The sequence below is a fragment of the Empedobacter sp. UBA5987 genome, from assembly GCF_002429865.1.
Classification (GTDB): Bacteria; Bacteroidota; Bacteroidia; order Flavobacteriales; family Weeksellaceae; genus Empedobacter; species Empedobacter falsenii_B.
Genome location: NZ_DJBB01000078.1, coordinates 1 through 6,324, shown reverse-complemented (window position 1 = coordinate 6,324; position 6,324 = coordinate 1). Strand labels below are relative to the sequence as shown.

Here is a 6,324-nt window from a genome sequence, read left to right as displayed (position 1 = left end):
AACAAGGGGGAGATTACAGAAATTCTAATCTAAAGTTTAATAATCAAACAAATTCAACCTATATTTAAGTTAAAATCATCCAATATGAGAAAAATAGAACAACTTTTTAGTGAATATGGAGAAAGTCATCAAAATGGGACAAACAAAATCATTCATTGGATTTGTGTTCCGCTCATCTTTTGGACGATTCTTGGTTTTATTTCCTACATTCCAACACCGCATTTGTATGTTCAGAACTTTTGTTATATCAGTTTAGTCATTCATTGCATTGGTTATTTTTTCAATATTTTATTTTAGATTATCGGTTGTCGTTGGTTTCATTATGATTTTTCTAATGTTGATTATGGAATATTTTATTTCGTTGTGCAATCTTCAATTCAGTACAAAATCTTGGTTAGTTTATCTGGTAGTATTTATTATCACGTGGCTTTTACAATTTGTAGGTCACAAAATAGAAGGGAAGAAGCCAAGTTTTCTCAAAGATTTACAATTTTTGTTGGTTGGACCTATTTGGTTGTTAGGTTTTATTTTGAGAAAAGTTGGTATAAAGTATTAATCTATTTCTTACTCAAAATTTCATTTACTTTTTTCTCAATAGCTTCTGATAATCTGCTAAAACCTAAATCATTTGGATGAATTCCGTCTGTAGATCCTTCGTTATCCGAACCGATTAAATTATCACCTTTCAATAAATACAAATCTTTTATACCATCTTTTATCAAAGCATGGTATTGTGCACGATAGGTTTGATTTTGTTTTGTCATATCTTCGTGAGCGGTTAAATCAAATTTACTAATTGGTCGAATCAAGCTTTCTACCATCAAGATTGGCGTCTTTGGATGATATTTTCGGAGTAATTTGACGAACGGAATTGTTCTACTTTTGATTTCTTCGGGCGAACTATTCGGAACACAATCCAAGATAAACAAATCAACCCCTTGAATATCTTTGATCATTTCAGCTAATTCAATTTCAATTTTTGCATTTCCACTCAAACCAAGATTAATGAATTCATAACCTGTTTTTCGTGTTAAAATTGATGGATAATTCATTCCAGGACGACTTGCTGATGCACCTTGTACAATGCTTGAACCATAAACCACGATTTTCTTTTTATATACAATCGGTTGATTGATAAAATTAGCAGAAGCATCAATTCCTATTTTTAAGTCTGTAATTTCGTTCCAAAGTGGTAAATAAAGCATGAATTCTTTTTCTGTCTTAGGTAAATTCTTGATAATATCATATTCACTTTTGATATTTTGCTGATTTGGTAAAGCCGCACCTGCAAAAATCCACTTTCCATTTTCTTTGATATACAAATCCAATCCACGCGCCATGATTCCAGTTGTATTCGCACCCAGATAAGTAGAACGAGTTGTCCAATCTAGTTTTATTTGCGACGTATTTGATTTGAATGTAACATATAATCCAGCGGGAGCAGTAAATAAACCTTTTACTTTTTCGGGAAGATTTGCGTATTTGTTGGTATCGATTCTATGATAAAAAGGCGCATTATCAAAGGCTTTTCCTTGTATAGTAAATTCTTTATTTGTGATATATTTGATTTGTCCAAATAGTTGAAAAGAACAAATAAGAGCAAAAAACAGAAAGAATTTTTTCATTGATTATAATTGATTAAAGGTTAAAATTAAAAAAAGACTTCCAATTCGGAAGTCTTTTTTTGTTTCATGTGTTTGTCTTAAGCGTGTTTACACTTTAAGGTCTGTATGAGCGCCTAAAAGTGCTTTATTTTCTTCGATAATTGGATCAACCAAATCTTTTAAGAATTCTTCTGTTTGTTCAGAAGCAAATCCTGTAAAGTTTTTCGGATCTAATAATTCGACTAATTTTTCTTTATCAATCTTCACATTATCATCAGCAATAATACGCTCAATTAAATCGTTAGATTTTCCTTCCATTTTCACTTGTTTTGCAGCTTCCATAGAGTGTGTACGAATAATTTCGTGTAATTCTTGACGATCTCCACCATTTTTAACACCTTCCATAATGATATATTCGGTTGCCATAAATGGTAATTCTTCCGCGATATGCTTCTCGATGATTTTAGGATAAACGACTAAACCATCTAAAATATTGTTCCAAATGATTAAAATTGCATCAATAGCTAAAAAAGCTTGAGGAACCGCTAAACGTTTGTTAGCAGAATCATCTAACGTTCTTTCGAACCATTGAGTAGATGCAACCATTGCTGGAGAAGTAGCCAAAGACATCACATATTTCGCTAAAGAAGCGATACGCTCAGAACGCATTGGGTTGCGTTTATATGCCATTGCAGAAGATCCAATTTGATTTTTCTCGAAAGGTTCTTCAATCTCTTTTAAATTTTGTAATAAACGTAAGTCGTTTGTGAATTTATGTGCAGATTGAGCAATATTTGATAATAATTCTAATGCTTGCGCATCAATTTTACGATCGTAAGTTTGTCCAGAAACAGCAAAAACATTTTTGAATCCGAAACGTTCAGATAATTTTTTGTCTAATGTTTTTACTTTTTGGTAATCGCCATCAAATAATTCTTTGAAAGAAGCCGCTGTACCAGTTGTTCCTTTTACTCCACGAAAACGTAATGTATCTATTCTGAATTCTAATTCTTCTAAATCTAATAAAACAGATTGTAACCAAAGTGTTGCACGTTTACCAACTGTTGTTAATTGCGCTGGTTGGAAATGTGTAAATCCTAAAGTTGGTAAATCTTTGTATTGACGTGCAAATTTTGCTAAACCATCAATCACATTGATTAATTGTCCTTTTACGTGTTGAAATCCATCACGAATTTGAATCAAATCTGTGTTATCGCCAACAAAAGCTGAAGTTGCACCTAAGTGAATAATCGCTTTTGCGCTTGGTGCAACATCTCCGTACGTATGCACGTGAGCCATTACATCATGACGAAATCTCTTTTCGTAAGCCGCAGCAACAACATAATCAATATTTGTTGCGTTATCTTTTAACTCTTGAATTTGTTCGTCTGTAATATCTAATCCAAGTTCCTTTTCAATTTCTGCCAAAGCAATCCAAAGCTGTCTCCATGTTGTAAATTTTTTCTCAGGAGAAAAGATATATAGCATTTCGTCGCTACAATATCTCGATTCTAAAGGATTTTGATACTTGTTCATTGTATTTGTTTGTTTTGTTTTTTAAAATTTTTTCAAAATGGTTTGCACATCTTTCACATAATAACCTTCGAAAAGGTAAGCGTGTATCAGCAATGGAAATAATTGTGCAATCGGTAAACGTTCTTCGAAATTTGGTGCTAAAGGATTATTTTCGTGATAAGCATCAAAAAATACATCATCAAATCCTCCAAAAAGCTTTGCAATAGCCAAATCCATTTCGCGATGACCATAATAAATAGCAGGATCTATAACCGAGAATTCACCTTTTTTGTTGGCTAAAATATTTCCATTCCAAAAATCTCCATGCAATAAAGCTGGCCTTTCTTCTGGAAATATCGAATTCAATTGTTTACATAAATTCTCTGCAGATTTTATTTGTTTTGAATTGATTAATTGTTTGTTTTGCAATAGTTTCATCATTGGCATGATGCGATTTTTTGCATAAAATTCGCTCCAAGAATCTGTTAAACTATTTGGCTGAACGACGATTGCAATGTAATTATCTTCTGACCAACCAAATTGTTTACTTGTATTTTGATGAAGTTTTGCTAAATTTTTTCCTAAGTTTTCCCAATTTACAACAGTTGGAGTAGAGGTTTCCATCCATTCTAATAATAAATATTGAAAATCTTTTCCAGCTTCGCCAACATTTACCACTTTCGGAACCGAAAATGTTTTGGTCTTTTTGATGGCTTCTAAAGCACGTGCTTCTTTCTTGAAAAGATGAGGAAAGTTGTTTGCGGAATTTACCTTTAAAAAATATTTTTTATCAAACGATTCTAATCGAAAAGCATCGTTAATATCACCACCTTTTATTGGGACGATAGAATCTACACCTAAATTCAATTGTTTTAATCGTTCTAAAATTTCATTCATAAAAATATCTCATAAAGTTATAGCCCAACAAAAGTCAGGCTATACTATTTAATTTATTAAAATAAAGTTGTTCTAATAATGTTTTGAGAACGCTCTGGTCCAACCGAAACTAAATAAACTTCGATTCCTAAGTATTTCTCAATGTAGTGGATGTAGTCTTGTGCTGTTTGCGGTAACTCATCAAAAGATTTTACGTTTGTAATATCTTCTTTCCATCCTGGTAATTCTTCGTATTGTGCTTCGTAATTAGCTAATTTAGTTGTAGAAGAAGTGAAATAATTAATGATTTTTCCGTCTTCCGTTTTGTAACCTGTACAAACTTTTACTGTATCAATATTCGACATTACATCTAATTTAGTGATCACTAAATGTGTAATTCCGTTAATCATACAAGCGTGTTTCAAAGCTACTAAATCTAACCAACCTGTACGGCGTGGACGACCTGTTGATGCTCCGAATTCGTGACCAACTTGACGAATTTGTTCTCCCAATTCGTTGTCCAATTCTGTTGGGAAAGGACCGTTACCAACGCGTGTACAATATGCTTTCGAAACTCCGATCAAATTTTTCAATTTTGTAGGAGGAACTCCAGCACCAACACAAACTCCACCAGTTGTAGGCGAAGATGATGTAACGAATGGATATGTACCAAAATCGATGTCTAACATTAATGCTTGCGCACCTTCGAATAATACATTTTTACCTTCGTTAATCGCATGATTGATTTCTAATTCAGAATCCATGATTCGTTCTTTCAAACGCTCTCCGTAAGCTAAATATTTTTCGTAAATATCTTCGAATTTTAATGGCTCTTTATTGAATAATTTTTCGAATAAAGCATTTTTAACCACTAAATTTTCTTTGATTTTTTCTGCTAAAACATCAGGATTTAATAAATCAATTGCACGAATACCAACGCGCGCTACTTTATCCTCATAACAAGGACCAATTCCGCGTTTTGTTGTACCAATTTGACTATCTTTTCCTGCAAATTCTTCACGATATTCGTCTAACAAAATGTGATAAGGCATGATGATATGCGCTCTTCTCGAGATAAAAACGTGATCTGTAGATAAACCTTTTGCTTCTAATTGTTCAGTTTCTGCAAAAAAAGCTTCAGGATTTACTACGACACCATTCGCAATAATACATTTTCCTTTGCATTGTAAAACTCCAGAAGGTAATAAGTGTAAGACAAATTTATCATCGCCTACATATACCGTATGACCAGCGTTGTTACCACCTTGGTAGCGTACAACATAATCCGATTTTTCGGCTAATACATCTGTAATTTTTCCTTTTCCCTCGTCACCCCATTGAAGACCGACTACTACGTGTGTTGACATATTGTTTGTTCGTTATTTGATTTGGAATAAAAATGAAACTAATCATCTTTTCTTGGTTCACTGCAAAGGTAATTTAAACCTTGTCTTAAACAAATTTAAAACTCAATTTAGCACGATTATTTTTCAAGATTTTGTTAATAATTTTTCAAGATTAAATTAACCGAAAAATAACCGAATCCATTCAAATAAAAAGCGTATTTTTACAAACTTTTACACCAAAAATTTCTATAATGAAAATTGAAATCTGGTCGGATGTAATGTGTCCGTTCTGTTATATCGGAAAAAAACATTTTGAACAAGCTTTAACGCAAATTCCTTATCAAGATAAAATACAGGTTGAATGGAAAAGTTTTCAGTTAAATCCTGATTTATCAAAAACTGAAATTACTTCTGTCAATGATTATTTAATCAAAACAAAAGGAATTTCGGAAGAACAAGTTTCGGCAATGAATAATCAATTAGCTGAAATGGGAAAAGCTGTTGGAATTGATTTTCAACAACAAAATTCTAAAGTTGTCAATACAAGTGATGCTCATCGTTTGATCCATTTTGCGCAAGCGAATGGAAAAGGTTCGGAAGCAGAAGAAAGACTTTTTAAAGCGTATTTTACTGAAGGTAAAAATGTAGCTGATTATGAAGTTTTGGCTGAATTGGGTGAAGAAATTGGTTTGAACAAAACCGAAGTTCTTGAAATGCTAAATTCTGATGCAAATGTTTTTGAAGTTGCTTCGGATATTTTAGATGCACGTAATATCGGTGTTTCTGGGGTTCCGTTTTTTGTAATTGACCGTAAATATGCACTTTCTGGCGCTCAACCTGTCGAGTATTTCGTTTCTGCTTTGACACAGGCTTACGAAAAAGATCATTTGGATCAACCACAAAATGGTGCTTCTTGTGATGTTGATGGAGATTGTGATTAAAACAATTTGCAAATAAATATAAAAAAGAGGCTGTCTCAAAAG

General features: G+C 32.7%; 7 protein-coding genes. 3 read left to right on the top strand and 4 right to left on the bottom strand.

Features of this window, described 5'->3' with window-relative positions; translation table 11 throughout:
• Window positions 1-84 precede the first annotated feature (84 nt).
• Both B3J26_RS13445 and B3J26_RS13440 read left to right on the top strand, forming a co-directional pair.
• A complete protein-coding gene (locus B3J26_RS13445; RefSeq protein WP_291074820.1) occupies window positions 85-297 on the top strand; it encodes an Mpo1-like protein in 213 nt (70 codons plus the stop codon).
• A 46-nt stretch (window positions 298-343) separates the two neighbouring features.
• Entirely contained in the window at window positions 344-556 is a 213-nt protein-coding gene (locus B3J26_RS13440; RefSeq protein ID WP_291074819.1) for an Mpo1-like protein, read from the top strand.
• Between the two features lies 1 nt (window position 557).
• Here B3J26_RS13440 and B3J26_RS13435 read toward each other — a convergent pair whose 3' ends face one another.
• From B3J26_RS13435 to B3J26_RS13420, 4 genes are all read right to left on the bottom strand, one after another.
• Window positions 558-1,625: an SGNH/GDSL hydrolase family protein gene (locus B3J26_RS13435; RefSeq protein WP_291074818.1), complete on the bottom strand. Its 1,068-nt coding sequence runs from the start codon at window positions 1,623-1,625 to the stop codon at window positions 558-560.
• 87 nt (window positions 1,626-1,712) lie between these two features.
• Complete coding sequence (gene purB / locus B3J26_RS13430) at window positions 1,713-3,140, bottom strand: adenylosuccinate lyase (protein WP_291074817.1); 1,428 nt, start codon at window positions 3,138-3,140, stop codon at window positions 1,713-1,715.
• Window positions 3,141-3,161: 21 nt separating this feature from the next.
• Window positions 3,162-4,016 (bottom strand): fructosamine kinase family protein, encoded by an 855-nt coding sequence (locus tag B3J26_RS13425; RefSeq protein ID WP_291074816.1) that lies wholly within the window; start codon window positions 4,014-4,016, stop codon window positions 3,162-3,164.
• Window positions 4,017-4,072: 56 nt separating this feature from the next.
• On the bottom strand, window positions 4,073-5,362 hold the full coding sequence (locus B3J26_RS13420; RefSeq protein WP_291074815.1) for an adenylosuccinate synthase: 1,290 nt from the start codon (window positions 5,360-5,362) through the stop codon (window positions 4,073-4,075).
• A gap of 230 nt (window positions 5,363-5,592) precedes the next feature.
• Here B3J26_RS13420 and B3J26_RS13415 point away from each other — a divergent pair, with 230 nt between their 5' ends.
• Window positions 5,593-6,282, top strand: coding sequence for a DsbA family oxidoreductase (locus B3J26_RS13415; protein ID WP_291074814.1), 690 nt, complete (start codon window positions 5,593-5,595; stop codon window positions 6,280-6,282).
• Window positions 6,283-6,324: the final 42 nt, after the last annotated feature.

What these genes read in the sequence shown, in the direction of transcription:
- B3J26_RS13445 (WP_291074820.1), top strand. Translation starts at nt 85, where the DNA reads ATGAGAAAAATAGAACAACTTTTTAGTGAATATGGAGAAAGTCATCAA.
- B3J26_RS13440 (WP_291074819.1), top strand. Translation starts at nt 344, where the DNA reads ATGGAATATTTTATTTCGTTGTGCAATCTTCAATTCAGTACAAAATCT.
- B3J26_RS13435 (WP_291074818.1), bottom strand. Translation starts at nt 1,625, where the DNA reads ATGAAAAAATTCTTTCTGTTTTTTGCTCTTATTTGTTCTTTTCAACTA.
- purB (WP_291074817.1), bottom strand. Translation starts at nt 3,140, where the DNA reads ATGAACAAGTATCAAAATCCTTTAGAATCGAGATATTGTAGCGACGAA.
- B3J26_RS13425 (WP_291074816.1), bottom strand. Translation starts at nt 4,016, where the DNA reads ATGAATGAAATTTTAGAACGATTAAAACAATTGAATTTAGGTGTAGAT.
- B3J26_RS13420 (WP_291074815.1), bottom strand. Translation starts at nt 5,362, where the DNA reads ATGTCAACACACGTAGTAGTCGGTCTTCAATGGGGTGACGAGGGAAAA.
- B3J26_RS13415 (WP_291074814.1), top strand. Translation starts at nt 5,593, where the DNA reads ATGAAAATTGAAATCTGGTCGGATGTAATGTGTCCGTTCTGTTATATC.